We start from the raw sequence: 26,446 nt of genomic DNA, 5'->3' as shown, positions 1-26,446 counted from the left end.
TCGCCTCAGGGCAGGTAAACGCTGAAGACCAGCGTGAACATCAGGTAGATGATTGCCAGCATCGCGGCGCTGACCCCAACGGAGAGCAGCAGCCCGCCGCGGCGCAGGTAAAAGATGCAGGCGGACGTAAAGACGAAGGTGCTGACGTAGAAGCTGACCCAGTCCATCGCGATCAGGTAGGCGACGGTCAAGGCCACAAACACCACGATCCTGATTGGAAAATGCTCGCGGCAGAACTGGCGCAGGGCGGCCAGCCCGTGGACAGCCGCAGGTTTCTTGGCCAGCGCTTCGACCAGGCACCAGAGGGCCGAAGCAACCATGATGAAGCTGATGCCGAGCGGGAAGGCGCCGGCGGAATTGATCGAGGAAAAGCCGGAGATGCCGTAGGCCAGGTAGCCGATGACCAGGCTCAGCACCAGTAGGCCGACACCGAAAACGAGCTCGCCGACCAGTCGAATCTTGGGTTCTTTCATGTCTTGCTCCTGCGTGGACAGGCGGGATGCCCCAGCGCTGTTGGAGCCGGAAGGGTAGCGGGAGGGGTTCGACTGTGCTGGAGAAAGGCTGCGCAGGGGCCCCGTCAGGTGGTCCGGCTGCAGCGGCTGGCTCGTCGCACGACCCAACGATGCGTGATGGTTCATAGCAGGGGCACTCTTATTGTTGGTGTGGTCGAGAAGGGCGGGCCCGTCTTCGTCGTGGGCTAATAGTGCGAGCACCACGACAGCGAATCAATTTGATCTGGCCGATTACCGCACGAAAACTAACTGGTTAGAACATATTGGACAACACGCGTCGATTCCCCGATCCGGCTGCCGTCTTCTAGAATCGCTGCCTTCTCAGGCGGAGGTGACTGCACATGGCGGGCAATCAGATCGAAAGAGCACTGGGTGTGCTGGAACAGCTGGCCGGTGCTGGGGAAGGCTTGGCGCTGCAGACTCTCGCTGATCGTCTGAACATTCCCAAGAGCGCGACGCATCGCATGCTCGCCGAACTCGTACGCCTCGGCTATGTCCGGCAGGACGACATGACCGGCCGCTATCGGCTGTCGACCCGCCTCATCGCGCTGGGCTTTCGACAGCTGGCCCACATCGGTGCGGATGTTGTTCAGCCGATCCTCGATCGTCTCGCCGAAACCTCGGGTGAACTGGTGCGTCTCGGCGTGGTGGAGCCGCGGCGGTTGACCTGGATCGCCAAATCGCAGGGCGCGCGTTCGGGGCTGCGCTACGACCCGGACATGGGTCGTGAAGCGCCATTGTTCTGCACCGCCTCAGGTCAGGCCTGGCTCGCCTGCATGAGCGATGAAGATGCGTTGGAGCGCGTACGGCAGCAGTATGCGGAGAGCGCCGATATCGTCACCGGACCCAACGCGCCACGTGACGATCAGGCCTTACTGGAACGCCTGGTGCAGGCACGCGCCCGGGGTTACGCCTGGGTGATAGAGAGTTCAGCGATAGGGATGTCAGCACTGGCCGCTGTGGTTGTCCATCCGCAGCAGGGTCATCCGCTTGGTGTGTTGAGTATTGCCGGCCCCAGCGCGCGATTACCCGAGGCGAGTATTCACGAGCTGGCACCGGCGCTGATCGCCGCGAGCAAGGAACTGTCCGACGCCAGCCAGGCATCCGAATTCTTCGCCTAAGGCGCCCGGGCAGGCCAGAATTCTGATCAGGCTGAGACAGTCTTCAAACGAAAAAGCTGGCGGGTCTGTTTCTTCCTCAGCGCTTGCGCTACTCAGCACGTCGCCAAGATCCAGGCATGGTCACTGCGGCGTCTCCGCCGCGTGCTGATGGCTAAATGAGCTTGGAAGTGTGCAAGGTTGTGTCCGATAACCGCACAAATTCGTTCGGTTTGACCGAGATTCTGGTGCCTTGCGCGTTGCGCGACGTGCGCTCGTACCCTCAAATATCGACAGGCTTTAAAATGGAACTCTGTTCCGGAATTAGAATTCGCCTGGAGATGCAGCTTGGACAATTTGCAAATTGCGCTGGTCGGCGCGGGTGTCATGGGTCGCCAGCACATCGAAGTGATCGCACGGTCATCGGCAGCCCGACTTTGCGCCATTGCCGACCCCGGCCCGGAGACCGAAGCGTTGGCGGCTGGATTAGGCGTGGCCTGCTTCGCCGATCCGGATGCGCTGCTTGAGCGGGTCAGACCCGATGCGGTCATCGTCGCTAACCCCAACGCGCTGCACGTGACGACTGCCTTGAAATGCGTGGAGCGAGGCATCCCGGTACTGCTGGAGAAACCTGTGGCCACTGACTTGGCGCAGGTACGCCAGCTTGTCGACGCCTGTGAGCGAACCCGGGTTCCGGTACTGGTCGGCCATCATCGGCGGCACAACCCCTTGATCGTGCGGGCTCGCCAACTACTTGATGAACAGGCGCTGGGCCGGCTGACGACCGTCACTGCGATGTGGCAGTTACAAAAGCCCGACAGTTATTTCGATGCGCCGTGGCGACGTGGGCCGGGCGCGGGGTTGCTGCTGACCAATCTGATTCACGATCTGGATCTGCTGCGGTACTTATGTGGCGAAGTGCGCCAGGTGCAGGCGTTTCTCGATAACGGCGTACGCGGTTTCGACAACGAAGACAGCGCTGCGGTGATTCTGCGTTTCGAAAACGGCGCCGTGGGCAGCCTGACCGCTTCGGATGCGGTCGCGGCCCCCTGGAGTTGGGAGCTCGACTCCGGAGAAAATCCTGTTTACCCCCGCCAGTTAGACCAGCCCTGCTATTTGCTCGCCGGAACCCACGGCGCGCTCAGCCTGCCGCAGCTGCAGCGTTGGCAATACGCACAACCGGGTGACGGCTGGCACCAGCCCTTGTTGCGTCACAGTGAGCCGATACCGGCGGGCAATGCCTTGAGCCGTCAGTTCGACCACTTTCTCGCAGTGGTTCGCGGCGAAGCTGCACCCTTGATCGACGCGGCCGATGCCGGCCGGACCCTGGCGCTGGTAGAGGCGATCGAGCGCGCCGCTCAAACCGGCGCGACATGCGAACCTGAACGTCTCTGAACGAGAAATCCCATGACCGATCGAATCGTTTCCCTGGCAGCCCTGACCGTCCTTGAGCTGTCTCCGCCAGAGATGGTGGAAATCGCCGCTCGCGCTGGCTACAGCCACGTGGGGCTTCGCCTGATACCGGCCACGCCCGAGGAGCATCACTTCCCGTTGGCCGCTGACCATGCGCTTCAGCAGCAAACACTTGGCCGTCTGCGCGATACCGGCGTGCGCGTGCTGGATGTGGAAATTTTGCGGCTCAAACCCGATACGCGAATTGCCGATTTCGAGGCGGTGCTGGCGGTCGGCGCGGAGTTCGGCGCCAGCGAGGTGCTTGTCGCTGGCAATGATCCTGACGAGGCACGGCTGACCGAGCGTTTCGCAGAGCTGTGCGATCTCGCCGCGCCGTTCGGCCTGCATCCGCATCTAGAGTTCATGCCCTGGACCGATGCCCGCGACCTGATCCAGGCGGCGCGCATCGTCGAGGCAGCCGGTCGCGACAATGGCGGCGTGTTGGTCGATGCGTTCCATTTCGATCGCTCGGGGTCGCGCCTGGAAGATCTGGCCCAGGTCGCGCCGACACGTCTGCGCTACATGCAGCTCTGCGACGTGGCGGGTCCGCGGCCGGACGACATGACGGAAATCCTCCGTCAGGCGCGCAATGAACGTCGCTTTCCTGGAGAAGGGGATTGCGACCTGAAAGGGTTGCTACAGGTGATGCCGCCGAACATTCCGCTGAGTCTGGAAATTCCCACGCGTCAGTTGATGGAGCAGGGCGTCAGTGCACTCGATCGGGCTCGAATGGCGCTAGAGGCGAGCCGTCGGGTGCTGGCATCGTTGTAAATCCAAACGCAACGGCGAATGACCGTTCCGTATTCGAGACTCAGAAAAATTACAGTTCGATAATCGAACGATAAAACTCACCGGTTAGTACATTTGGTTTGCCTATCCGGTAAATCGCACGCGAAGATCAGGTCAAATTGGACCACCCGTACAGGTTCGACGAAGCGACTACACGTAGCCGCTCATCGACCAGGAGCCATTCGCATGCATCGTTCGATCGCCACTGTCTCTCTGAGCGGGACCCTTCCGGAAAAGCTCGAAGCCATTGCCGCCGCCGGTTTCGACGGGGTCGAAATCTTCGAAAATGACCTGCTCTATTATTCCGGCAGCCCGCGCGACATACAGCGCATGTGCCAGGATTTGAGCATTGCGATAACCCTGTTCCAGCCGTTTCGCGACTTCGAAGGCTGCCGTCGCGAACGGTTGCAGCGCAACATCGACCGCGCCGAGCGCAAGTTCGATCTGATGCAGGAGCTGGGTACCGACCTGGTGTTGGTCTGCAGCAACGTGCAGCCGGACTCGCTCGGCGATGAGAGCATTCTCGCGGACGATCTGGCCTTGCTCGCCGAGCGCGCTGGCGCGCGCCAGCTGCGGATCGGCTACGAGGCGCTGGCCTGGGGGCAGCACGTCAATACCTACCAGCAGGTGTGGAAGCTGGTGCAGCAGGTCGATCATCCGGCGCTGGGCATGATCCTGGACAGTTTTCATACCTTGTCGATCAAGGGCGACCCGGCCGCTATCGCTGCGATTCCGGCGGACAAGATCTTTTTCGTGCAAATGGCCGATGCGCCGGTGCTGGCCATGGATGTGCTGGAGTGGAGCCGCCATTTCCGTTGCTTCCCCGGCCAAGGCGAATTCGACTTGCCGGGTTTCCTGGCGCCGATCCTGAGTACCGGTTACACGGGTCCGCTGTCGCTGGAAATCTTCAACGATGGTTTTCGCGCGGCGCCGCCCCGGAGCAATGCCGCCGATGGGTTGCGCTCGCTGCTCTACCTTGAGGAAAAGACGCGCAAGCTGTTGGAACAAAACCCGGCGCCTGCCGCACAGCTGGACATGCTCTTCGCGCCGCCCGAGGCGAGCCGCTACGAAGGCGTGGAGTTTCTCGAATTCGCCATGGATGAACCCTGCGCAGCCAAGCTGACCGGCTGGCTCGAGAAGCTGGGCTTTGCCCAGGTGGGCAAGCATCGGTCGAAGGCGGTTAGCTTGCTTCGGCAGGGCGACATCAACATCGTGCTCAACGCCGAGCCTTATTCATTCGGCCACAATTTCTTCGAGGCTCATGGTCCGTCTCTGTGCGCCACGGCTCTGCGCGTGCGTGGCGGAGCCTCTGCGCTGGAGCGTGCGCGGGCGTTCAAGGGGCAACCCTATCGGGGCCTGGTCGGCCCGAACGAAACGGAGATTCCCGCTGTGCGGGCGCCAGACGGTAGCCTGATCTATCTGGTGGAGCACGGCGAGCCGGGGCGCACCATCTACGATAGCGATTTCATTCTCGACCCTGACGCCAAGCAGAGCGGCCAATTGGGGCGCATCGACCACATGGCGATGGCCTTGCCGGCCGACGTACTGGATACCTGGGTGCTGTTCTACAAAACGCTTTTCGACTTCCAGGCTGACGACGAAGTGGTGCTGCCCGACCCCTATGGTTTGGTCAAGAGCCGGGCTATCCGCAGCCGCTGCAGCAGCATCCGCCTGCCGCTGAATATCTCGGAAAACCGTAACACGGCGATTTCGCACGCCGTATCGAGCTACCGCGGTTCGGGCGTGCACCATATTGCTTTCGATTGCCAGGATATCTTCACCGAGATCAACCGGGCCAAGGATGCCGGCGTGCCGTTGCTCGATATTCCGCTGAATTACTACGACGATCTGGCTGCACGTTTCGATTTCGACGATGAGTTCTTGAGCGAGCTGGCCTACTACAACGTGCTCTACGATCGGGATGCGCAGGGAGGCGAGCTGTTCCACGTCTATACCGAGGCGTTCGAGGGACGGTTCTTCTTCGAAATATTGCAGCGCAAAAACGGTTACGCGGGGTACGGTGCCGCTAACGTCGCGGTGCGGCTGGCTGCGATGGCCAAGTCGCGCAGCGGCGCGGCCACTTCTCCAAAGCTCTAACTGGGCGGGTCGAACAGACCTTTATTTCGGCGGCAGGCGGGCCATAATCCCCGCAGCCAAGGCCTGATAGATATAACAAATGACCCAAGCAGCTGATGTTCTAGATACCGCAATGCCCCGCAAGGGACGAAAGAATAATCCAGAGAAGACGCGCCAGGACATTCTCGAGGCGGCCATCGCCGAGTTCGTCCAGCAGGGGTTATCCGGCGCTCGGGTCGATGCCATCGCTGAGCGTACACGCACGTCGAAGCGGATGATCTACTACTATTTCGGCAGCAAGGAGCAGCTCTACCTGCAGGTGCTCGAGCGTCTTTACGGCGACATTCGCAACACCGAAAGCTCACTGCACCTGGCTGAGCTGGAACCGCGCGACGCCATCCGCCGACTGGTGGAATTCACCTTTGATCATCACGATTGCAACCCTGGCTTCATCCGTATCGTCAGTGTGGAAAACATCCATAACGGCCAGTACGTCAAACGTTCCGACGCAATCCGTTCGCTTAGTAAAGGCGTATTGGTTTTGCTGGACGATATTCTGCGTCGCGGTGAAGCCGAAGGGCTTTTCCGTCAAGATCTGGTAGCGCTGGACGTGCACTTGCTGATCAGCTCGTTTTGCTTCTACCGCAACTCCAACCGCCACACCTTTGGCGAAATTTTCCAGATCGACCTACATGACCCGGTGGTACAGCAACGGCATAAGGAGATGATCTGCGAGTCGGTCCTGCGCTACCTGCAGGCCTGAGCAACCCGGCCATTGCGGCCGGGCGCGGTGTCGCCTGGAACGTCGGTCTCACATGGAAAGAAAGTGCGTCTGCATCCGCGCGGCATCGGCTTTGGTGCCGGTGAACAGCTCGAACGCTTTGACCGCCTGGAACACTGCCATGGTCCCGCCATCCAGTGTTTGGCAACCGATGGCGCGGGCGTTTCTGAGCAGCTCCGTTTCCAACGGGAAGTAGATGATTTCAGCCACCCAGAGCTGAGGTCGCAGCAGCTCGACCGGTAGTGGTGTGCCTGGCAGCTTGGCCATGCCCACCGGGGTGGTGTTGACCAGCCCGTCGGCATCGGCCATCAGGGCCGGCAGATCGCGGCCCACTTCGGCCCGGCCTTCACCGAAAGTGGCGTTGAGGTTGTCCACCAAGCCCTGAGCGCGCGCCGGTTCCACCTCGAAAATGCTCAGCCGCTCAACGCCTTCGGCGAGCAACGCATGGGCCACGGCGGCACCGGCACCGCCAGCGCCCATTTGCACGACGTGCCGGCGAGCGACTCCTGGCAGCCCGCGACGAAAGCCCTCGGCGAACCCCAGTGCATCGGTGTTATGTCCGACGCGTTTGCCATCCTTGAGCACTACGGTGTTGACGGCGCCGATGCCTCGCGCTTCGTCAGACAGCTCGTCGAGCAGCGGGATGATCGCCTGCTTGGCTGGAAAGGTGATGTTCAGTCCGGTGAAGCCCGTGCGCTCGGCTGCGGTTAGCAGGTCGGGCAGGGCGGCCAGATCCAGACCGAGCTTGTCGAGGTCGATCAAGCGGTACAGATAACGGATGCCCTGGGCGTCGCCTTCGTGCTCGTGCAAGGCCGGGGTGCGCGAGGCCTGGATGCCGGCACCGATCAGGCCGGCCAGTACAGAGCGGGTCTCGATATTGGTCATGCTCGGGCCTCAAGCAACTGAGCGAAATGTTCCAGGCCGAGGCGGTAGCCGTTGCTGCCCAGCCCGCAAATTACACCGACGGCAATCGGCGAGACGTAGGAGTGATGACGGAAGGCTTCGCGCTTGTGCACGTTCGACAGGTGCACCTCGATTACTGGGAGCTCCACCGCCGCCAACGCATCTCGTACCGCTACGGAGGTATGGGTCCAGGCGGCGGGATTGATCAGGATGCCGGCGCAGCGGCCGCGTGCGGAATGGATGCGATCCAGCAATTCACCTTCATGGTTGGTCTGGAAAAACTCGACGGCCAGTCCGAGCGAAGACGCCGTGCGTTCGCACAGCCCGGCGATGTCCGCCAGGGTTTCGTACCCATAGGTAGCGGGTTCGCGAGTGCCCAACAGGTTCAGGTTGGGGCCGTTCAAAACAAGAATGGTCTGGGTCATTGCGGCTCTTCGATAAATGTACCATCTGGTTAATACACGATATCAAAGACCCCGTCGGGATCGTCATGCGCGTGCGGAAAGCTGGGCGGTAATCGAACAATGTTGTCATCCGACCTGCCATTGCCGGGCGTTACGACGCGCCTCGCGCAGTTCAGCTTGCAGCGCGTGCGCAGAGCCCAGCGCCGTCAGCCGTTGAAGATCGGTATGGCGTTCCCGTACCGCTTGCTCCAGCCAGTCGATTCGCGCCAGTGTCGAGGGGGTGCAGGTCTGGCCGCCGAGATCGTCCTGCAGATCCAGCCAATGCGAGCGCCAGGCCTCCTTCAGGTACAGCGCGTCGAGATCGCCGCTCAATGCTTGCCGCCATTCAGCGATGATGCCGCCCAGCCAATCGAGCACCGTCGAGCTGGCGTCGCGTGCCAGCAGTTCCGTGCGCAAGCGTTGATAGGCGTCGAGCGCGATGCGTTTTTCGAGGGCAAACGCGGCCAGTGCCAGATGATCGCTTTGCTGCTCCAGCGGCAGCAGATGGGCAAAATACTGCCGGGTTTCGAAGCGCTCGGCCGCATGAAAACCCGGCGCCGCGGTGCCATTGCTATTGAACTGGCGCAGCGGATCGAAACGGTACATGTAGCCGAAGTCGAACAGGCGCACCTGCCCATCGTCGAGGGTGTTGCCGGGGCACAGGTCCCACTCGAACAGCCCGCCGAGCAGCAACGCCACCAGCGCGTCGAAGAGTTGCAGCAGCTGTCGCTCGTTCCAGGTCTGGATGCGCTCGCCGTCGATCCACGGAGACAGCAGTACGCCGCGGCGAAAGCTGGCGTAGCGGGTATCGACAACGGCGCTCAGATGCTCACCGAGGCGTGGGTCGCGCTTGAGCACAAGTAGGTCGGCGCGGCGCTGAATCTCGTTGAGAAAACTGGTTTGGCCATCGACGTTCTGAACTTTGCAGCGCTCGCGGGCGCGCTTGAGCGTCCAGTCGCGTCCGCCGGCATGGATGCGATAGACGTATGCGGTCAAGCCGGCGCTGAAGCATTCGCGAACATAGGGCTCGCTACCTAGGGTGGCCTCTAGTTGTTCGAGCGGCAGCGGGCAATCGTCACGCGTACCGATTTCCAGCTCCGCGCCGCTGGCGACGAATGCCAGCTGGGCCGCGTGGCGTTGTTGTTCCAAGGTCATGACGCAGTCCTCTGCCGGTGGGTAGGAATGGATGGTTAGCGGGCCTGCACTACGATGATTTTGTCGTCGCCCTGTTGCCTGGCGAAAGCGTAAGGATGCTCGGATAGCCGCCTGTGGCTGCCGGCGCCAATCGCAGGATGGCGCGCACGGAACTGACCGATGCGGCGCCAGTGATCGATCAGCGCGTCGAAGCCATTGGCTTGGTAGTCGCTGGTTTCCGGACCGTGACCGAAAACTTCGCCGACCATCCAAAACGGCTCGTCAGCGAACGGATCGCTTGGGTTGGTGTGGCCCCAGTCGCGGCGAGCCTTGTCCGCCTGCTTGCGCAGATGCGCCCAGGTTGCCGGCTCCACGTGCATGACGGTATCGGCGCGGAACCCGTCCACACCGAACTCGCGAACCCAGTACGTCAGCCATTCGGCGAGATAATCGCGGACGCGATAACCGTCGCGGTCCACGGCGCGGGTCGGCTGCTTGTTCTGAAGGAAAGGCGGCAGGCCGACCTGCGCATCGCTCTCGGTGCGGAAGTCGGGCAGGAACGCCAGCGAGCCCTTGAGCGGGATCCACCAGTACGCTGGGCGGAGCGGGGTAATCCGCGATGCCGGCGCGAACCCAGTCCTTGCCCCACCAGTTGGCCCAGGCCGGATGCTCGTAATCGATCAAGTTGTGATAGGCGTGCAGGTTCTCGAAGGACTCCGGTCGCCACTGCGTCCACTGCTCCGGTAGGTATTGCGCCATGCCGTCGCGCAGCGCACCGAAGTCATAGTGCTGCATGTCGGCCAGGGTCGAGTAGCCGGCATGATTGAGCACCACATCGAACAGCACGCGAATACCGCGGGCATGGGCTTGGGCAATCAGCTCGCGCAGGTCGTTCTCGCTGCCCATGTTGGCGTCCAGCTGGGTGAAGTCCAGCGCGTAATAGCCGTGATAGGCGTAATGACGAAAGTCGCCCTTGTCGCCGCCGCCCACCCAGCCGTGGATCTGTTCATAGGGCGCGCTGATCCATAGGGCGTCGATGCCGAGTTCGGCCAGGTAATCGAGTTTGCCGGTCAGGCCCTTGAGATCGCCGCCGTGGAAGGTGCCGATTTCTTGCGCGCCGTCAGGCTTCCGACCATAGCTGCGGTCGTTGCTCGGTCCGCCGTTGGCAAAACGGTCGGTGAGGGCGAAATAGACGATTGCGTTGCGCCAGTCGCGAGGCTGCTTTGATGACGATTCAGCCTCGTCGATGCCCAGCTGCAACACGCCATTCGGCAGCTCCAGCTCCGCGTCGAAGCGATCATCAGCCAGAGTTTCCCAGGCCGGCTGCAGCAGTTGACCGTTGAGTCTGATCGGCACCTGCGGTTCCGCTTGCACGACAGGCACGAGCAGACTGAAACAAAGGGCTAGGATAGAAGGACTAAGGGGCGGCAGAGGGCGCATGTCCGGCTCCGGCAAGGCGGGATAGATGGCTCTATTCAAGCGTGTTTTCGCCGAGCCGAGCAGGCGGAGAAGGGCCGATTCAAGCGCGCTGCGAAAACCGCCAGAAGGCAAAACTACGCCCTGCCTCTACGCCCCTCATCCTCCCGCCGGGGAGGATGTTTTAGCCCACCGGCAGGGCGAGTATGGATGCACTGCAAGACCGCCCAGCGGCAAGCAGAACGTTGTGGATCAAAAATAAGAAGCCACGAGGGATACACGAATGAATAAAAAGCTGTTTGCAGCGGCCGCGATCGGTCTCTCCGCAACCCTGAGTTTGCCGCTGTCCGTCCAGGCTGCCATCGAAGAAGGCAAGCTGGTCGTCTGGATAAACGGTGACAAGGGCTACAAGGGCCTGGCTGAGGTCGGCAAGAAGTTCACCGAAGAAACCGGCATTCCAGTCGAAGTCGCCCATCCGGATGCGGCGACCGACAAGTTTCAGCAGGCTGCAGCCACCGGCAACGGGCCGGACATTTTCATCTGGGCACACGACCGACTTGGCGAATGGGCGCAGAGCGGGCTGCTTTCCCCGATCACGCCGAGTGCCGAGACCAAGGGCGAGATCGCTGATTTCGCCTGGGACGCGGTGAGTTACCAAGGGAAGTTGTGGGGCTATCCCATGGCAGTAGAAGCCCCCGCGCTGATCTACAACAAGGCGCTGGTATCGACCCCGCCGAAGACGTTCGATGAAGTCTTTACGCTCAATAAAGAACTCGCTGCCGACGGCAAGCGCGCGATTCTCTGGGATTACAACAACACCTATTTCACCTGGGCGCTGCTGGCGGCCAATGGTGGTTACGCCTTCGCCAACGGTGACGCGGGTTACGACGTCAGCAAGACCGGTGTCAACAATGAGGGCGCCAAGCAGGGCGCAACCGTGCTCAAGCGCCTGATCGATGAGGGCGTCATGCCCAAGGGCGCCGACTACAGTGCCGCCGAAGCCGCGTTCAACAAGGGCGACTCGGCGATGTTCATCAGTGGGCCCTGGGCGTGGTCGAACATCCGCAAAAGCGGTATCGATTTCGGCGTGGCGCCGATTCCGGCGGTGGGCGATAGCCCGAGCAAGCCGTTCTCCGGCGTGATGGCCGCGACCCTCAACGCAGCCAGCCCGAACCAGGCATTGGCCGTCGAGTTTCTTGAGAATTACCTGTTGCAGGTCGAGGGGCTGAAGACCATGAATGCCGACGTGCCGCTGGGTGCGGTGCCAAACAAGGCATACATGGCCGAGCTGGCCAACGATCCGTTGATCAAGGCGACGTTCGACAGCGCCGAGCAAGGCCGACCGATGCCGAACATTCCGCAGATGGGTGTGTTCTGGTCGGCGATGGAGCCTGCGCTGACCAACATCACGTCCGGTCGTCAATCGGTCGATGCCGCTCTAGATGACGCCGCCAAGCGCATCGTCAAGTAACGACAACCCGCAGCCGCAGCCGGAGACGCCTGCGTCTTCGGCTGCGCGCCTTGAGGCCAAGATTCCGATGTCCGCCGTGAATGTTCCCGTCGAGATGCCCGGCCGAGCCGTGCCGAAATTATCCATTCCGAAGCTGCCAGCCGCGATGCGCTGGGGGCTTTGGTTGATCTGCAACGCGTTTGCGCTGTACCTGATCGTCGCCCTCTATGCGCAGGGGCAGACGGTGTTCGCCCTGCTCGGGCTGGTGGTCGCGGGGATCGCCAGTTTCGTCTTCATCAACCGCCGCGCCTACGCCCACCGTTACATCTTTCCAGCGGTGGCCGGGATGCTGATATTCGTCATCTTCCCGCTGCTGTACACCGTGGGCATCGGCTTCACCAACTACAGCGGCACCAACCTGCTGACCTTCGATCAGGCCCAGCGTTATCACCTCAGTCAGACCTACCTGGCCGGTGAGCGCTTCGGTTTCACTCTGCACCAGAACGACGCCGGCGAAATGCGCCTGCGCGTCGACAAAGGCGAGCAGGGCGTCTGGGTTTCCGCACCTTTGCAGGGCGAGCCGCTGGAGAGTGAGCCGCTGAGAATGAGCCCCGAGGCTGAGGTCGGCGATCTGGGCCGAGCAATGCCGCTGCGCGACGTGATTCGGCTGCGAAACCAGCTGGAGCAATGGGTGATGCGCGGCGACAAGGGGCAGCTGTTGCGTTTGTACGGCTTGCGCGAGGTTGCCGCGGTGGAGCCGCTGTACCGCCTGCAGGATGACGGCTCGCTGCTCAACAACCAGACCGGCGAACGCCTGACCGCCAACGATGAAATCGGCTTTTATGTTGATGCCGAAGGGCAGAAGGTCGCGCCGGGTTATACGGTTTACGCCGGTTGGAGCAACTTTGCCAAGGTATTGACCGATCCGAAAATTCGGGGTCCGTTCTTGCAAATTTTCGTCTGGACGGTGTGTTTCGCGGCGTTGACGGTGGTCTTCACCCTGGCCGTGGGGCTGGTGCTGGCGAGCCTGTTGCAATGGGACATGGTACGCGGCAAGGCCTTCTACCGGCTGATGCTGATCCTGCCCTACGCGGTTCCGGCGTTCATCTCGATCCTGGTGTTCAAGGGCCTGTTCAACCAGAGCTTCGGCGAGATCAACCTGATGCTCGACAGCCTGTTTCAGGTGCGCCCGGCCTGGTTCAGCGACCCGACGCTGGCGCGCAGCATGATTCTGCTGGTCAATACGTGGCTCGGTTATCCCTACATGCTGCTGCTGTGCATGGGCCTGTTGCAGGCGATTCCGCGTGATCTTTACGAAGCTTCGGCAATGGACGGTGCGACGCCACTGGACAACCTGCTGAAGGTCACCTTGCCATTACTGATCAAGCCGCTGGCGCCGCTGCTGATCGCAAGCTTCGCCTTCAACTTCAATAATTTCGTGCTGATCACGCTGCTCACCCGTGGCGGCCCGGACATCCTCGGCACCACAACGCCGGCCGGCACCACCGACCTGCTGGTCAGTTACACCTACCGCATCGCTTTTCAGGATTCGGGGCAGAACTTCGCCCTGGCCGCCGCCATCGCTACGCTGATCTTCATCGTCGTCGGCGCGATGGCCTGGCTGAATCTGAAGCTTTCCAAGGTCAAGGTATGAACGCTTGCAAAAACACTCTCGCAGTTTTCGCGAACTTTAAGGATTAGGCACATGGCCATGGTTCAACCGAAATCCGTCAAATATCGCGTCTGGCTGACACATGCCGCACTGCTCGCCTTTGTCGCCCTGATCGTATTTCCACTGCTCATGGTGGTGTCGATCTCCTTTCGCGAAGGCAACTTCGCCACCGGCAGCCTGTTTCCGGAAAGCCCGACGTTGGAACATTGGTCGCTGGCGTTGGGCATTCCCTACGTCCATGAAAATGGCGCGGTCAGCAGCCCGCCGTTTCCGGTGCTTACCTGGTTGTGGAACTCGGTGAAGATCGCGCTGATCAGTTCGCTGCTGATCCTCATGCTGTCCACCACCAGCGCCTATGCGTTCGCTCGGCTTCGCTTCCGGGGCAAGGGGCCGATCCTCAAGGGCATGCTGATATTCCAGATGTTCCCACCGGTGCTGACGCTGGTGGCGATCTACGCGCTGTTCGACCAGCTCGGTCAGCATATTGGCTGGCTTGGGGTGAATACCCATGGCGCGGTGATCATCGCCTCGCTGGGTGGCATGGCGCTGCATATCTGGACCATCAAGGGCTATTTCGAAAGCATCGACGGCTCGCTGGAAGAGGCGGCCATCGTTGACGGCGCGACCACCTGGCAGGCCTTCGTACACATTCTTCTGCCGATGAGCGTGCCGATTCTAGCGGTGGTGTTCATTCTTGCCTTCATCACCAGCATCACCGAATACCCAATCGCCTCGGTGCTGTTGATGGATGTGGACAAGCTCACGCTGTCGGTCGGTGCCCAGCAGTATCTCTATGACCAGAATTACTTGTGGGGCGACTTCGCCGCTGCGGCGGTGCTGTCCGGGCTGCCGATCACCGCGGTGTTCCTTTATTGCCAGAAGTGGATCGTTGGCGGGCTGACGGCGGGCGGAGTGAAGGGTTAGCGCGCCCCAGTGAACGGAATCGAGGGAGACGATATGAACGCCGCAATGCCTGCACCGCTACCACTGATACCCGCGAAGATGAGAATGCCGCCGATGCCGCGCGGCTTGCTGGCGCGGCCACGGTTGGACGAGTGGCTGCAGCGCCTGGGCGAGGTGCGTCTAGCGGTATTGCAGGCACCCAGCGGGTTTGGCAAAACCACCCTGGCCTGCCAGTGGGCGCTCACCTTCGAGGGGAAGGTTGCCTGGCTGCAGCTGCACCCCGGCGACAACGATCCGCTTCAGCTCGGCCGTTATCTGCTGCACGTGATCGATGCGCAGCTGGAGCATGGCTGTCCGCGCAGCCTGTTGTTGGCGGAGCAGGGCAGGGAGGTCTTCGACACCTTGCTCACGCATCTGCTGGCGGAACTGCCGGTCGAGCACGAACCGCTGCTGCTGGTACTGGACGACTTCGAGACGCTGCACAACGCGGAAGTCATTGCTGCGCTGCGCTTCTTCCTGCGCAACATGCCGGCATGGATAACGCTGTTGGTGTGCAGTCGCGGCTTGCCCGAACTGGGCGTGGCGGATTTACGCGTCAAACATCAGATGCTCACGGTGGATGCGCAACACCTGGCGTTCGAGACCGATGAGGTTGAAGCATTGCTCGGGCTGGGCTTGCCAGTGACGGTCAATCGCGAGCAGATCGAACGCCTCAACCGGCGTATCGGCGGCTGGCCCTGTGCGCTGCAACTGGCCTTGCAGGAGGTGCAGACCGGACGCGGCATGGACCTGTTTCTAGAGAATCTGCAGCTTGGGCATCCCTATATTCGCGACTACATGCGCGAGCAGGTCATGGACCGGCTGGGCGCGTTGACGCTCGATTTTCTTCAGGCCACCTGCCTGCTAGAGCGCTTCAACGCCTCGCTTGCTAATCACCTGACCCAGAACAGCAACGCCCGCGACATGCTCGAACAACTGGATCGCGGCGGCCTGTTCCTGCTGCCGCTCGACAGCCTGCGCCAGTGGTACGCCTATCACCCGCTGTTCGCGACCTTCCTCCAGGGCGAACTGCGCACGCACCAGCCGCAGCGCATGTCGGAACTGCATCTGCGCGCGGCCGAGGCGCTGATGGCCGAGAGCCTGCCGGAAGAGGCAGCGCGCCACGCGGTGGAAGCGGGCTGCCCCGAGCGGGTTGGCGAGGTGCTGGAGCGGCATGGCCGGCAATTCTATCGGCAGGGCCGGCTGGGGCTGTTGCAGCAATGCCTGGAGACATTGCCGGAACAGGCCATCGCCGGCTCGCCATTGTTCACGTTGTTGCAGGCCTGGGTGTCGCAGAATTCCTATCAGTTCGACCAGGTCGAGCGGTGGTTCAAGGCGGGCGAGCACGCATTGCAACGCAGCTGCTCGGACGAGGATTGGGCGCGCATCGTTGGTGAATTCAATGCGGTGCGCGCGCAGGTGGCGATGAACCGCGGCGACGAACAGCAGGCGATTGCCCTGGCCCGTGAAGCGCTGGCGCGTGAGCCGCTGATCATGCGTACCTCCAAGGTTGCAGCATTGTCGGGCTTGGCCGAGGCGCACTTCGTTCAAGGGCTGCTGCCTCAGGCGCAAAAGCAGTACGAGGAGGCCGAGCGCCGCGCGCGGGAGATCCGCGCCTCGCATCTGGTGGTGTGGAACCTTGGGCAGCTTTCGGAAATCGCCATCGCCCAGGGCTACCTGCAAAAGGCCTATTCGCTGCAGGAACGCGCGATCCAGTACGTCGAGCAGGCCGAGCTGCAGGCCACGCCAATCATGGAATTCATCTACCGCGTGCGCGGCCAGGTACTGCTCGAATGGCATCACTTGGATGCTGCCGAGCAGTGCGCGCTGCAGGGTATCCAGATCCTGGAGGACGTCGGTGATCGTTGGCTCATGCAGTGTTATGCGCTGCTCGCCGGCGTCGCCCATGCCCGCGGCCAGCAGAGCGCATGTGCCGATTACATCGGCAAGATTCAAAGCATGCTGGCCGACGACAACTACCACGTCGACTGGCTCGCCAATGCTCACGCGGTGATGCTCAGCTACTGGGATTCGACCCAGGACAAAACCGCCATCCAGCAATGGTTGCTCACCGCACCGGCGTTGCAGCGCGGGCTCAATCACTTCGCCCAGTACAACGGCCGCAACCACGCACGCGCCTACCTGTCGCTGAAACAGCCGGACAAGGCGCTGCCGATTTTGCGGCAGTTGCAGATCGATGCCGAACAGCATGGTCTGGTGATGGACCTCAACCGCAACCATATTCTGCTGGCCCAGCTGCACTGGCTGCGCGAGGAGCGTCAGCAGGCGCTCGATCATTTGCAACTGGCGCTGACGCTGGCCAGCAGTACCGGCGCCATCGGCAGCTTTCTGCGCATTGGCAAGCTGATCATCGCAATGCTCAAGGCGCTGCAGCATGAACGCCAGCTCGATGAACTCGAAGCCCAGCGCGCCGATCGGCTGATCTTGTTGGCGCAGCAGCAACGCGACTTCAGCCGCGCGATCCGCATCACCCTAGATGAGGCGGTGATTCAAGACATCATCAACCGCCCCGATGTGCCCGAGCTGATCCGTCACTCGCCGCTGACGCGCCGGGAATGGCAGGTGCTCAGCCTGATCCATGCCGGGCAGTCCAACGAGCAGATCGCCGAACACCTCAATGTGGCGCCCACCACCATCAAGACGCACATTCGCAGCCTTTACCAGAAGCTCAACATCACCCATCGCAACGAGGCCGTACAGCTGGCGCGCAGCCTGTTGAGCAAGATCCAGGGCGAATAGCGGCCGGCGTCGCACCGAGCGATTGCGCCTCCGGCCGGTCCAAGGTCGGGTGCGATTTCATGCCCAGTTGGAGCCAGACGATGTCGATGACCGAAAAACAGAAAATGCTTGCCGGTGAGCTGTACCAGCCGGGCGACTCTCAGCTACAGGCCGATCAGGCTGCCGCGAAAGCATGGATGGTGCGTTACAACGCCGCGCTCGGCGAAACCGCCGCAGTGCGTCGGGCCATGCTGGGCGAGTTGTTTGGCAGCGTCGGCGAAGGCGCGGTGATACGGCCACCGTTTCACTGCGATTACGGCTACAACATCCACTTGGGCGATGGGGTATTCCTGAATTTCAACTGCGTGATTCTGGATGTGGTCGAGGTGCGTATCGGCGCTGGGACGCAGATCGGGCCGGCCGTGCAGATATACGCGGCAGACCATCCTCGCGATGCAGAGAGTCGCCGCAGCGGTCTGGAGTTCGGTCGGCCGGTGATCATTGGCGAGCACGTATGGATTGGCGGGGGCGCGATTATCCTGCCGGGCGTGACCATCGGCGATGGTGCCGTGATCGGGGCGGGCAGCGTGGTGACTCGAGATGTAGCGGCAGGAGCGACGATGGTCGGTAACCCAGCGCGCAGTCGCTAGAGGGAGGTAGCCGGCCATATGACCGGCTACCGATATCGCTTACTGCTGGGTCACGATTGCCATGTTGCCCGAGCCCATCTGCGAAACCATTGCGCTGTTGTTCATGCCGCTCTGATCGAGGATCGCCTGGTTGGCGGTGCCGCCCTGTAGCACCTGCGCCAGATGACCTTCGCCGGTCTGCGTCAGGCTGACTTCGTTATCCGAACCGTAGATCTGCTGAATGTCGGCCACGTTGAGATTGCCGTCCTGCAGCACATCCACGCGGTTGTTATCGCCGTAGCTCGAACCGGTCAGCTCGTTGCCATTGCCGCTCTGCTCAGCGGTGAGCAGGTTGTCGGAACCGTCCTGAGCGAAGTCGATCAGGTGATCGGTACCTTGCTGCGTGACATAGGCCTCGTTGTACTCGCCGGCTTGCTGTAGCGAAGCGGTTTGGAAGCTGCCGTCTAGCTGGTCGACGGTAACGTAGTTGTTATTGCCGGTCTGATCGGTGCTGGCGTTGTTGCCTTCGCCCGCCTGGAAGATATCAGCGCTGTTGGACGTGCCGTCCTGATAGATCGAGGCAGTTTGCAGCGAGCCGCTCTGGTCGACGTAAGCCTCGTTCATCAGTCCTTGCGATTGGATGCTGGCGCTATGTTCCGAGCCTTCCTGCATCACCGATGCGGTCTGCAAGTCGCCTTGTTGGACGACCTCAGCGCCGGAATCAAAGGCATTCACTTGGTAAACGGTTGCATCGTTTCCGTCGCCTAGCTGATCGACGAAGCCGTCGTTGCGTGCGCCGCCTTCCTGCCACACCAGCGAGACGTTGTCGTTGCCGACCTGAATCTGCTCGGACAGGCTCGATTCGGTGTTGCTCTGAATGGCTTCGGCGAAGTTGTCGCTACCGTCCTGCTCGGTCACGGCTGAGCTCAGGTTAGCGGAGGTCTGCTCGGTGATCGCAGTGTTGAAGCTGCCTTCCTGGTACTGACGCGCGCTAGCACCGAAGGTGTCGGTCTGGACGATGCTTGCGTCGTGGTTGTCGCCCTGTTGCAGTTGGATCGCTTCGCTCTGGTCTGTCGCGTTCTGCACGATGTCGGCATAGTTCAGATTGCCAGTCTGCGTCTGGATGGCATCTGACGTTGTCGCCTGGTCCTGGGTGACGGTTCCGTCATTGTTCGCGCCAATCTGTGATTGATAGGACAGGTTGTCCTGGCCGCCGGTCTGGGTCACTTCCGCAATGTTGTCGGCGCCGGACTGGTTCTGCTCTGCACTGTTTTCATCAGCGTAGGCCTGAGTAGCGAGAATCGCGATGATGGCGGCTGCGAGGGGCTTGCACTTGAACATGTCGTTTCTCCATGGAAGGTGGATGCGTGTCGCTCCTGACTGGGCGGCTCACACTCCTAGTGGGCGCGGCAGCTACTGCAGGGTCAGTCCTGGAACTGCCCTAATCCTATAAGTCGCTCGTGACAGATAAGTGTCGATCCGCTTGTTTGTCGACGGTTTTATGACGATCGGTCGATCCCTTTCGTAGTGCAGCAAAGTCGGCTTGATCGACGGCAGTACGCCCCCCTAAGGCTCGGTCTCTACGCCTGCGCTGTACGCCTTGGCAAATGATATGCAGGAGGATGTTGCGGCGGGTTGACGTACCTAGAGTGGCGGCGTGTTCCCCCAAACATCGAAGGTTGGTTGTATGAATCGCAATGACTGGTGGCGCGGCGGCGTCATTTATCAGGTTTACCCGCGCAGCTTTTTCGACAGTAACGGCGATGGGGTCGGCGATCTGCTCGGTGTAGTGGAGAAGATCGACTACATCGCCAGCCTCAACGTCGATGCCATCTGGCTGTCGCCGTTCTTCACTTCGCCGATGAAGGATTTTGGTTATGACGTATCCGACTACCGCGGCGTGGACCCGCTGTTCGGTACGCTGGAAGACTTCAAGCAGGTCATAGACGTCGCCCATTCGCGCGGCATTCGCATCCTGATCGATCAGGTCCTCAACCACTCCTCGGATCAACACGCCTGGTTCAAGGAAAGCCGTTCCAGCCGCGACAACTCGAAGGCCGACTGGTACGTGTGGGCCGACGCGAAAGACGACGGCACCGTACCCAACAACTGGCTGTCGGTGTTCGGCGGTCCGGCCTGGACATGGGACAGCCGCCGCAAGCAGTACTACCTGCACAACTTCCTTTCCAGCCAGCCAGACCTCAATTTTCACTGCGAAGAAGTCCAGCAGCAGCTGCTCGAAGACATGGAATTCTGGCTGAAACTAGGCGTCGACGGCTTCCGGTTGGACGCGGCGAACTTCTACTTCCATGACCGCGAACTGCGCGATAACCCACCGAATTACGAAATTCGCGAAGGCAGCATCGGCGTACGTGCCGACAACCCCTATGCCTTTCAAAAGCACATCCACGACAAGACCCAGCCGGAAAATCTCGATTTCCTGCGCCGCATTCGGCAGTTACTCGAGCGCTACCCAGGCAGCGCCACCGTGGCCGAAATTGGTTGCGATCATTCATTGACCACCATGGCGGCGTACACCGGCGGTAGCGATACGCTGCACATGGCGTATTCCTTCGATCTGCTCACTGAGCAGTGCAGCCCGAGCTTCCTGCGCCATACCATCGATTGCGTGGAGCGTGAGTTGGTCGACGGCTGGCCGTGCTGGTCTATCGGCAACCATGATGTGGTACGGGTGATGAGCCGCTGGGCGCTGGCCAATCAGCCGGATCACGCCCGTGGACGCATGTTCATGGCGATGCTGTTGTCGATGCGTGGCAGCGTTTGCCTGTATCAGGGCGAGGAGCTCGGACTGGACGAAGCCGAGCTGCAGTTCGAACAGCTGGTCGATCCCTATGGCATCCGCTTCTGGCCTGAATTCAAAGGCCGAGACGGGTGCCGCACGCCGATGCCCTGGCACGATCAGGATCGGCACGGCGGTTTCAGTCGCGAGCAACCCTGGTTGCCCCTGGCCGATAAGCACTTGCCGCTTTCGGTCGCCGCCCAGGAGCCGGACCCTGACTCGATGCTCAACATCTACCGTCGCTTCCTCGCCTGGCGCCAGGATCAGCGTTTGCTGATCGAGGGCAGCATGAGAACCGTGCATCACGACGATGCGTTGCTGGTGTACGAGCGCCGCCTGGATGACGAAGTCTGGGTGTGCTTGTTCAATATGGGTGACAGCGCGCGGCACTTTGATTTGTCGGAGCCGGTCGAAGGCCTGGACGTACCCTCGGCAACGGCTGTTTTCGACGGTCACGGCGTACACTTGCCGGCTCATGGGTTCGGGTTTGCTCGTCGGCTCGGGTAAGTCGACCGATCAAACGACTATCCGCGTTTCGTTTTGATCGGCCTGCTGCCTATTAGCTTCGCTCGCCGCGATTCGTCGCGGCGGCTGTTTGAAGGAGAACAACAATAATGGCCAGCGTAACCCTGCGGAATATCTGTAAGAGCTATGACGACGTACCCATCACTTGTGGTATCGATCTCGATATCGCCGACGGGGAATTCGTGGTGTTCGTCGGGCCTTCCGGGTGCGGCAAGTCGACCCTGCTGCGACTTATCGCCGGTCTGGAAGACATCACCGACGGCGAGCTGCAGATCGACGGTGAACGGGTCAACGAGCTGCCGCCGATGGATCGCTCGGTAGGAATGGTGTTCCAGTCCTACGCGCTCTATCCGCATATGAACGTCGCGGAAAACATGGCGTTCGGCCTGAAACTGGCGAAAATCGACAAGGCAGAAATAAAGCGCCGCGTGGAGTCGGTGGCGAAGATTCTGCAACTCGACAACCTGCTCGACCGCAAGCCAAAGGACCTCTCCGGTGGGCAGCGCCAACGAGTCGCCATCGGTCGCACCATGGTGCGCGAGCCCAAGGTGTTCTTGTTTGACGAGCCGCTATCAAATCTCGATGCTTTCCTCCGCGTGCAGATGCGCATCGAAATCTCGCGCCTGCATCAGCGCCTCAAGGCGACGATGATCTACGTCACCCACGATCAGGTCGAAGCCATGACGTTGGCCGACAAGATCGTCGTGCTCAATGCCGGGCGTATCGCTCAGGTCGGGCCACCGCTGGAGCTGTATCACTACCCGCGCAACCAATTCGTCGCTGGGTTTATCGGCTCGCCGCAAATGAATTTTCTGCCGGTAAACGTGTTGCGTGCCGATGCCGAGTCGGTCGAGGTGACGTTGCCGGGCGGCAGCTCCTTGCGGGTGCCGGTGGATGGCAGTCAGGTCAGTTCCGGTGATGCATTGACCTTGGGCGTTCGTCCTGAACATTTCGTCGATGTAGGGCATGCGGATTTCGTCTTCAGCGGCGAGATTGCAGTGGCCGAGCGACTCGGTGATCACAATCTCTTGCATCTGAACTTCGAAGGTGTGGACGAGATGGTCGCGGTCGCCAGCGATGGTAACCGCCGCGTTGCGGTGGGGCAGGCTTACGCCACGGGGCTGCTCGCCAACAAGTGCCATCTGTTCCGTGCTGATGGTCAGGCGTGTGCGCGGCACTATCGCGAGCCGGCGCTGTTCGGCTGATAGTGGAGGTAGCCGGTGTTCGGCCGGCTGCCTCCGTACCTTCAATGACTGAGTTTCAAGCCGAGCAAGCCAATGCAGATCAACAGCACGCTGCCCAGGCGGAACAGGCTCAGCGATTCGCCGAACAATATGATTCCGGCGATCACCGTTCCCACTGCGCCTACGCCGGTCCAGATGGCATAGGCGGTACCCAGCGGCAATTCTTTCATCGCCAGACCCAGCAATCCAAGGCTGGCCAGCATCGCAGCGATCGTAAGTATCGTGGGCAGCGGACGGGAAAAACCGTCCGTGTACTTCAGGCCAACGGCCCAGCCGATCTCGAACAGGCCGGCAAAAAACAAGATGACCCAGGACATGTGCACCTCTATGGGACGGTAAGTGGGCGGGGCCGTCCCCGATGCGTCTGTGCAGCCTGAGGTCGTCCTCAGCAGGCGCTATTTTGCACAGTCAGCAGGTCCGGGCAAGTAGCCCGGACCAAAGGAGCGCAGCGTCAGCTCAGGCTTGGCCCTTGTCGCGCATGCGGCGGAAGCAGGTTGCCAGCAGCGCGCCGGACAGGTTATGCCAGACGCTGAATAGCGCGCTGGGTACTGCTGCCAACGGCGAAAAGTGCGCGCTGGCCAATGCTGCGCCAAGGCCGGAGTTCTGCATGCCGACCTCGATCGACAGCGTTTTGCGCTGCGCGAGCGGCAGGCCGAAGGCACGAGCAACGAAGTAACCGAGGCCCAGACCTAAGCTGTTGTGCAGAATCACCACCGCCATGATCAGCAATCCCGACTCAGCAATCTTGGCCTGACTGGCTGCGACCACTGCGGCAACGATAATCACGATGCTGACCACCGAGACCAGCGGTAGCACTTCCACCACCTGATGCACACGGGTGCCCAGCAGGCGACGGGCGATCAGGCCGAGGGCGATAGGCAGCAGCACGATCTGCACGATGGACATGAACAGCGCGCCGAAGTTGACAGGCAGCCAGGCCGAGGCCAGCAACCAGATCAGCGCTGGCGTGACCAGCGGCGCAAGCAGGGTGGTAACAGCGGTGATTGCAACCGAAAGCGCGACGTCACCACGGGAAAACCAGGCGATCACGTTGGAGGCGGTGCCGCCTGGGCAGCAACCCACCAGGATCACACCCACGGCGATTTCAGCCGGCAAACCCAACAGCTGGCAGAGCAACCAGGCGAGGGTCGGCATGATCAGGAACTGCGCGCCGACACCCAGCGCTACCCAAAGTGGACGGCGAGCGACTTCGGCGAAATCAGCCGCTTTCAAGGTCAGGCCCATGCCGAACATGATCAACCCCAGAAGTGGGACGATCCAGGCGGTAGCAGGCAAAAACCAGCTGGGCTGGAAGAAGGCGAGAACGGCGAACAGCAGGACCCAGAGGGCGAACGTATTGCCGACAAAGCGGCTGAGGGCGGCGAGAGCACGCATCGGGCTTACCTTGTAGTTATGGAGGGAGCGCCGTCAGCGTCAACTGACGGCGCGCAAGGCAGTTTAGATGCCCTGCGGAATCTCCTCACCACCCAACGCTTCGAACAGCGCAGGCAGGAACTCCTTAAACGTCAGCATCATCAGCAGGAAGCTGGCGTCCTGCTGGCCGAGATCATCATCGCCGCCGTCCTGCTCAGCCTGGTCCTGCAGCAACTCTTCGAAACGCAGGCGCTTGATCACCAGTTTGTCGTCGAGCACGAAGGACAGCTTTTCTTGCCAGCCCAGCGACAGCTGAGTGACCTGCTTGCCGACTTCCAGATGCTGCTGGATTTCGTCGCTGGTCAGATCCTGACGCTTGCAGCGCACGACACCACCGTCTTCGTGGGTGTCGCGCAGCTCGCATTCGTCGAGAACGAAGAAGTCATCGGCGGCTTTCTGGGTCTTTACCCAATCGGTCATGGTTGCCGAAGGCGCAATCTTGACGGTCAATGGACGAACCGGCAGCGAACCGATCGCTTCACGCAGCGTGGACAGCAGGTCTTCGGCACGCTTGGGACTGGATGAGTCGACCAGAATCAGGCCCTGCTCTGGCGCGATGGCAGCGAAGGTGCCGGACTTGCGAATGAATGCGCGGGGCAGGAAGGACTGGATGATGTCGTCCTTAAGTTGCTCGCGCTCCTTCTTGTAGACCTTGCGCATCTGCTCGTTTTCGATTTCGTCGACCTTTTCCTTCAGCGCGTCCTTGACCACGCTGCTAGGCAGGATGCGCTCTTCCTTACGCGTCGAGATCAACAGGAAACCCTGGCTGGCATGAACCAGGGGCGCGTCTTCGCCCTTGCCGAAGGGTGCAACGAAACCGTAGGTGCTTAGTTCCTGGCTGGCGCAGGGGCGGGCGGGCTTGGCGGCCAATGCAGCTTCAAGTGTCTCGACATCGAAAGGGACGTTCTGGGTGAGACGGTAGACGAGCAGGTTGCGAAACCACATGGCGATCTGAAACTCCGGTAAAAGCAAAGCGCGCATTATTCCCCTACCAAGAACTCAGGCCAACCCTGCAAAGCCGCAATGCCGATGGAAACCGCAAAATTTGCAATAAACAGAGGTTTTCCTAAGTCTTTGGAACTTCTGCAATTTTTTTTTCGAAAGGGGCTTGCCAAGGTCAGGAACCATCTCTAGAATGCGCCCCACTTCGAGAGCAAACGGGTGATTAGCTCAGCTGGGAGAGCATCTGCCTTACAAGCAGAGGGTCGGCGGTTCGATCCCGTCATCACCCACCACTCGAGGTTTAGCGCAGCGGTAGTTCAGTCGGTTAGAATACCGGCCTGTCACGCCGGGGGTCGCGGGTTCGAGTCCCGTCCGCTGCGCCATATTCGCCATCAAGGACTGCTGAACGCCTTGATAGCAAAAAAAAGCGGCCTTAGGGTCGCTTTTTTTTCGCCCAATTTCCTTCTTATTCTTTGCGCGTTTCGTGCGGCACTTCCTTACTTTGCATTGTCTTTACCTATTACCCGGGTGGGTTCGGTAGCTACTGTCGGGAGCGACTGTTAAGCTCCGGCAATTGTTTGCTGTACCCCTTTCAAAGCGTAATAAGGAAACAGAATGAGACATCAACGTTTGGCGTCTGCGATAGCCCTGGTTGGCCTGGTTCTGGCGGGCTGCGATTCGGAAACCAGCGCCAAGCTGGAAACTCCGGCACAGAAAGCCTCTTATGGCATCGGCCTGAATATGGGTAAGAGTCTGGTCCAGGAAGGTATGGCTGATCTCGATTCCAAGGCTGTCGCCCAAGGTATCGACGATGCCATCGGCAAGAAAGAGCAAAAGCTGACCGACGAAGAACTGATGGAAGCCTTTTCCTATCTACAGACCCGCGCTGAAGAGCGCATGGTTGAGATGAATAAGGAAGCGGTCGCTGCTGGTAAGAAATTCCTCGAAGAAAATGCCAAGCGCGAAGGCGTCAAGACCACCGAATCCGGTCTGCAATATGAGGTCATCAAGGAAGCCGATGGCGCTCAGCCGGGTCCTGATGACGTCGTCACCGTTCACTATGAAGGTAGTCTCACCGACGGCACCGTCTTCGATAGCTCGATCAAGCGTGGCACTCCAATCGACCTACCCGTTAGCGGTGTTATTCCGGGTTGGGTTGAAGGTCTACAGCTGATGCATGTTGGGGAGAAGTACAAGTTGTACATCCCGAGCGAGCTGGCTTATGGCGAGCAGAGCCCGAGCCCGCTGATCCCCGCCAACTCGGTGCTGGTCTTCGACCTCGAATTGCTGGGTATCAAGGGTGACGAAGCTCAAGCGACTGAAGTAGCTCCTGCTGCCGAAGCTGAGTCGGAAGCAGGTGAAGAAGCCGCTGCCGAGCAGTAAGCACTCCGCTGTACGAAACGCCCTGCAATCGCGGGGCGTTTTTATTTGCTTGCCGAATAACCTGGGACAGAGTCCCTGGTGAG

The 26,446-nt window shown here is 60.8% G+C and carries 21 protein-coding genes, 2 tRNA genes and 1 pseudogene; 15 read left to right on the top strand and 9 right to left on the bottom strand.

Annotated features, from left to right (window positions below; genetic code table 11):
- Window positions 1-5 precede the first annotated feature (5 nt).
- Window positions 6-638, bottom strand: a complete 633-nt coding sequence (locus NAV33_RS08405) for a tripartite tricarboxylate transporter TctB family protein (protein ID WP_255978857.1) — start codon at window positions 636-638, stop codon at window positions 6-8.
- Between the two features lie 215 nt (window positions 639-853).
- On the opposite strand from NAV33_RS08405, the gene NAV33_RS08400 reads away from it, so the two are divergent.
- The 5 genes from NAV33_RS08400 to NAV33_RS08380 all read left to right on the top strand — a co-directional run bounded on the left by NAV33_RS08400 (window position 854) and on the right by NAV33_RS08380 (window position 6,689).
- Window positions 854-1,633: an IclR family transcriptional regulator gene (locus NAV33_RS08400; RefSeq protein ID WP_255978855.1), complete on the top strand. Its 780-nt coding sequence runs from the start codon at window positions 854-856 to the stop codon at window positions 1,631-1,633.
- Between the two features lie 324 nt (window positions 1,634-1,957).
- Window positions 1,958-3,004 (top strand): Gfo/Idh/MocA family protein, encoded by a 1,047-nt coding sequence (locus NAV33_RS08395; RefSeq protein ID WP_255978853.1) that lies wholly within the window; start codon window positions 1,958-1,960, stop codon window positions 3,002-3,004.
- Between the two features lie 12 nt (window positions 3,005-3,016).
- A complete protein-coding gene (locus NAV33_RS08390) occupies window positions 3,017-3,832 on the top strand; it encodes a sugar phosphate isomerase/epimerase family protein (protein ID WP_255978851.1) in 816 nt (271 codons plus the stop codon).
- A 204-nt stretch (window positions 3,833-4,036) separates the two neighbouring features.
- Complete coding sequence (gene quiC / locus NAV33_RS08385) at window positions 4,037-5,947, top strand: 3-dehydroshikimate dehydratase QuiC (RefSeq protein WP_255978833.1); 1,911 nt, start codon at window positions 4,037-4,039, stop codon at window positions 5,945-5,947.
- A 79-nt stretch (window positions 5,948-6,026) separates the two neighbouring features.
- Window positions 6,027-6,689 carry a TetR/AcrR family transcriptional regulator gene (locus NAV33_RS08380; RefSeq protein WP_255978831.1) on the top strand — a complete coding sequence of 221 codons (663 nt, stop codon included), beginning with the start codon at window positions 6,027-6,029 and terminating at the stop codon, window positions 6,687-6,689.
- Between the two features lie 48 nt (window positions 6,690-6,737).
- On the opposite strand, the gene NAV33_RS08375 is transcribed toward NAV33_RS08380, so the two are convergent.
- From NAV33_RS08375 to NAV33_RS08360, 4 genes and pseudogenes are all read right to left on the bottom strand, one after another.
- A complete protein-coding gene (locus tag NAV33_RS08375) occupies window positions 6,738-7,592 on the bottom strand; it encodes a shikimate dehydrogenase (RefSeq protein ID WP_255978829.1) in 855 nt (284 codons plus the stop codon).
- On the bottom strand, window positions 7,589-8,035 hold the full coding sequence (gene aroQ, locus NAV33_RS08370) for a type II 3-dehydroquinate dehydratase (RefSeq protein WP_255978827.1): 447 nt from the start codon (window positions 8,033-8,035) through the stop codon (window positions 7,589-7,591). The genes NAV33_RS08375 and aroQ overlap by 4 nt, the downstream gene beginning before the upstream one ends.
- 105 nt (window positions 8,036-8,140) lie before the next feature.
- Window positions 8,141-9,208, bottom strand: a complete 1,068-nt coding sequence (locus NAV33_RS08365) for a hypothetical protein (protein WP_255978825.1) — start codon at window positions 9,206-9,208, stop codon at window positions 8,141-8,143.
- Between the two features lie 35 nt (window positions 9,209-9,243).
- A pseudogene (locus NAV33_RS08360) lies at window positions 9,244-10,429 on the bottom strand (alpha-amylase family glycosyl hydrolase); the annotation flags it as partial.
- 457 nt (window positions 10,430-10,886) lie between these two features.
- On the opposite strand from NAV33_RS08360, the gene malE reads away from it, so the two are divergent.
- The 5 genes from malE to NAV33_RS08335 all read left to right on the top strand — a co-directional run bounded on the left by malE (window position 10,887) and on the right by NAV33_RS08335 (window position 18,056).
- Window positions 10,887-12,074, top strand: a complete 1,188-nt coding sequence (gene malE / locus NAV33_RS08355; protein WP_255978823.1) for a maltose/maltodextrin ABC transporter substrate-binding protein MalE — start codon at window positions 10,887-10,889, stop codon at window positions 12,072-12,074.
- Window positions 12,075-12,168: 94 nt separating this feature from the next.
- Window positions 12,169-13,707: a maltose ABC transporter permease MalF gene (malF, locus tag NAV33_RS08350; RefSeq protein ID WP_255979318.1), complete on the top strand. Its 1,539-nt coding sequence runs from the start codon at window positions 12,169-12,171 to the stop codon at window positions 13,705-13,707.
- 51 nt (window positions 13,708-13,758) lie between these two features.
- The gene (gene malG, locus NAV33_RS08345) at window positions 13,759-14,649 is read left to right on the top strand and encodes a maltose ABC transporter permease MalG (protein WP_255978821.1); all 891 of its coding nucleotides are present in this window, start codon (window positions 13,759-13,761) and stop codon (window positions 14,647-14,649) included.
- Window positions 14,650-14,682: 33 nt separating this feature from the next.
- Entirely contained in the window at window positions 14,683-17,427 is a 2,745-nt protein-coding gene (gene malT, locus NAV33_RS08340) for an HTH-type transcriptional regulator MalT (protein ID WP_255978819.1), read from the top strand.
- 80 nt (window positions 17,428-17,507) lie between these two features.
- A complete protein-coding gene (locus NAV33_RS08335; protein ID WP_255978817.1) occupies window positions 17,508-18,056 on the top strand; it encodes a sugar O-acetyltransferase in 549 nt (182 codons plus the stop codon).
- 39 nt (window positions 18,057-18,095) lie between these two features.
- Here the strand turns inward: NAV33_RS08335 and NAV33_RS08330 are convergent, their stop codons facing one another.
- Window positions 18,096-19,376, bottom strand: a complete 1,281-nt coding sequence (locus NAV33_RS08330) for a hypothetical protein (RefSeq protein WP_255978815.1) — start codon at window positions 19,374-19,376, stop codon at window positions 18,096-18,098.
- A 346-nt stretch (window positions 19,377-19,722) separates the two neighbouring features.
- On the opposite strand from NAV33_RS08330, the gene NAV33_RS08325 reads away from it, so the two are divergent.
- Window positions 19,723-21,342: an alpha-glucosidase gene (locus tag NAV33_RS08325; protein ID WP_255978813.1), complete on the top strand. Its 1,620-nt coding sequence runs from the start codon at window positions 19,723-19,725 to the stop codon at window positions 21,340-21,342.
- Between the two features lie 107 nt (window positions 21,343-21,449).
- Window positions 21,450-22,565, top strand: coding sequence for a maltose/maltodextrin ABC transporter ATP-binding protein MalK (malK, locus tag NAV33_RS08320; RefSeq protein ID WP_255978811.1), 1,116 nt, complete (start codon window positions 21,450-21,452; stop codon window positions 22,563-22,565).
- A gap of 41 nt (window positions 22,566-22,606) precedes the next feature.
- On the opposite strand, the gene sugE is transcribed toward malK, so the two are convergent.
- The 3 genes from sugE to rdgC all read right to left on the bottom strand — a co-directional run bounded on the left by sugE (window position 22,607) and on the right by rdgC (window position 24,983).
- Window positions 22,607-22,921: a quaternary ammonium compound efflux SMR transporter SugE gene (gene sugE / locus NAV33_RS08315; RefSeq protein WP_255978809.1), complete on the bottom strand. Its 315-nt coding sequence runs from the start codon at window positions 22,919-22,921 to the stop codon at window positions 22,607-22,609.
- A gap of 139 nt (window positions 22,922-23,060) precedes the next feature.
- The gene (locus NAV33_RS08310; protein WP_255978807.1) at window positions 23,061-23,999 is read right to left on the bottom strand and encodes a bile acid:sodium symporter family protein; all 939 of its coding nucleotides are present in this window, start codon (window positions 23,997-23,999) and stop codon (window positions 23,061-23,063) included.
- Window positions 24,000-24,062: 63 nt separating this feature from the next.
- Window positions 24,063-24,983, bottom strand: coding sequence for a recombination-associated protein RdgC (gene rdgC, locus NAV33_RS08305; protein WP_255979316.1), 921 nt, complete (start codon window positions 24,981-24,983; stop codon window positions 24,063-24,065).
- Window positions 24,984-25,197: 214 nt separating this feature from the next.
- Here rdgC and NAV33_RS08300 point away from each other — a divergent pair.
- The 3 genes from NAV33_RS08300 to NAV33_RS08290 all read left to right on the top strand — a co-directional run bounded on the left by NAV33_RS08300 (window position 25,198) and on the right by NAV33_RS08290 (window position 26,363).
- Window positions 25,198-25,273 (top strand) — tRNA-Val (locus tag NAV33_RS08300).
- Between the two features lie 13 nt (window positions 25,274-25,286).
- A tRNA-Asp gene (locus NAV33_RS08295) sits at window positions 25,287-25,363 on the top strand.
- Window positions 25,364-25,595: 232 nt separating this feature from the next.
- Window positions 25,596-26,363, top strand: coding sequence for an FKBP-type peptidyl-prolyl cis-trans isomerase (locus NAV33_RS08290; protein ID WP_255978805.1), 768 nt, complete (start codon window positions 25,596-25,598; stop codon window positions 26,361-26,363).
- The last annotated feature ends 83 nt before the right edge of the window (window positions 26,364-26,446 follow it).

The organism is Stutzerimonas stutzeri (assembly GCF_024448715.1).
GTDB lineage: Bacteria > Pseudomonadota > Gammaproteobacteria > Pseudomonadales > Pseudomonadaceae > Stutzerimonas > Stutzerimonas stutzeri_AR.
This window is presented reverse-complemented; position numbering and strand designations above follow the sequence as displayed.